Origin of the sequence: Actinophytocola sp., from assembly GCF_035712165.1 — a bacterium.
Taxonomy (GTDB): domain Bacteria; phylum Actinomycetota; class Actinomycetes; order Mycobacteriales; family Pseudonocardiaceae; genus DASYTH01.
Map to the genome: position 1 here is coordinate 1 of NZ_DASTBH010000142.1, position 2,079 is coordinate 2,079.

Sequence of the window (2,079 nt, forward strand, 5' to 3'; positions counted from 1 at the left end):
CTCGGCGAAGCTGAGCCCGTCACTCGCTCCCACGTCACGGATCAGGTAGGCCCCCTTCTGTGCGGCCGTGGTCGCGGCCAGGGTGATCAGGCCGGCCCGGCGCTGGAACGGCGAGCTGGTGATGGTCCAGCCGATCACCCCACTGCGCCGCAGGGCGACGGTTCGCCGGCTGGCCGCGCCATATCTGGTCACCAGGTAGCCACCGGTGATCCCGTGCCCGAGGTTGCGGTAGGCGTCCAGGGCGAGCGCGACCGCGACGGGTAAGCAGAACGCCAACGCGATCCAGGCGATGTGCGGCAGGCCCAGCAACCCGAGCACCCCGGCCGGAAGGAGTGTCGCCAGCAGGGCCCGCAGCACCCGGCGCCGTCGGGCTGCCAGGGGATGGCGGCGCAGCCGCACCGATTCCGTCGGACACCGCGGCTCGCCGAGGATTCGGGCGGCCACCCGGTGCGCCTCCGCGATCGGCGCTGCCGGCAGCACCGTCTTCGGATCGCTGCGCTCCTTGTCTCCCGCCGACCGCAACCCGGTGGCGACCACGTCGACCTTGGCGGCGCGGAGTGTGCGGGCGCCGATCGGCTCGACCACCTCGACCCCGCGCAGCCGACGCTCGTCGAGTGAGAGCGACCGGGTGGTCAGCAGCCCCCGCCGGACCCGGAACATTCCGTCCTCGCCGGTGAGTCGGTAGCCCCACCACAGCTCGACGAACAGACCGAGCGAGCCGACCACACCGACCACGACGCCCACGGCGACCACCAGCCCGATCAGCGCCGGCCACGGCATGTCCCGCAGCAGCTCCCCCGCCTCGCCGATGACCGTCTCTCGCAGCCCGAGCCAGTCCGAGACCTGCAGCAGAGCACCGAATGCCGCCGCACCCAGGATGGGAGTCGTCACCGAGACGGGCGCGTAGCGGATCCACGACCAGCGGAGCTCCGCGATGGGCGCAACCGCCCCCGCTTGCTGCCCGGCCTCTTCGGGGCGCTCCGCCGGGGCGGGCGTCGGCGAGGTTCTGGTCAGCAGCTCGCTCCGGAGGCGCTCAGCGAGACGACGGTCCAACGGGTTGAGCACCAGCTGACTGTTCTGGCCCCCGTGCTGCCCGGTGCCGATCTGCATCCGCACCACGCCGAAGAGCCGGAGCAGGGGGTTGGCGGTCAGGTCGACGGTGCGGATGCGGTCCCGTGGCACGGACCGAAGCCGATGCACCACCCAGGAGAACCGCAGCTCGACTCGTTCGTCCGTGACCCGGTACCGGGTGTGTCGCCACCGCATGCGCTCGACCAGTGCGGCCCCTCCGACCACCACCAGGAACCCGACCGTGAACATGGCCAGCACCTGCCAGTGCGGCAGCCCGTTGTCCCGGACGTTGACGAACGCCGGCACGGCGCTCGCGAACGCGATGCCGGCCACCACGAACGCGGTCACGGCCGGACTTCGCCGGTCCAACTCGTGCCAGGGGGCATCGGCGCGCCGGTCGCCCGCCGGGCCCGGCACACCCGCTCCCGCGTCCACAGGTTCGCTCGCCATCCCGCCCGGTGCGGTTGGTTCGCTCGCGGGCCGGCTCACGTCGCATCCCCCCGGGTCGCCTGCGTGGTCTCGGTCAGGCGCTGCGCCAGATCCGCCGCCCGTTCATGGTCCAGGCCCACGATCTTGATCGGGCCGGCGGCGGAGGCGGTGGTCACGGTGAGGCTGGACAACCGGAAGGACCGCTCGAGCGGCCCGCGCTCGGTGTCCACGGTCTGGATCCGGGACATCGGCGCCACCCGCCACTCCTGCCAGAGCCAACCGGACTTGGCGTAGACGGCGTCGCCGGTGACCTCCCACCGGTGCACGCGGAAGCGCCAGAACGGCACCACCACCGCATAGGGGATGCCGACCACCAGAACGGCGACCAGGGCGAACACCAGCCAGAACCGCGCGGGCTCGATCACGAACGCGAGCACGGCGAGGATCAGAGCGGGAATCACCGCCCCGAGCGCCTCCTGCGTCATCCACCACCACACCGCCCTCCGTTCGACTCGATTGGCAGGCGGCCGCAGCCGCACCGTCTCCACCTGCGCTGACATCAGCGTTCGTCCCTCCCCG

At 72.2% G+C, this 2,079-nt stretch carries 2 protein-coding genes; both read right to left on the bottom strand.

The genetic code is table 11. The features are described from left to right. Positions 1 to 1,488 (bottom strand): PH domain-containing protein (locus VFO68_RS07885; RefSeq protein ID WP_325157515.1); only part of this gene is annotated, 1,488 nt, incomplete at its 3' end. A 68-nt stretch (positions 1,489 to 1,556) separates the two neighbouring features. After that, a complete protein-coding gene (locus tag VFO68_RS07890; protein WP_325157516.1) occupies positions 1,557 to 2,060 on the bottom strand; it encodes a PH domain-containing protein in 504 nt (167 codons plus the stop codon). Positions 2,061 to 2,079: the final 19 nt, after the last annotated feature.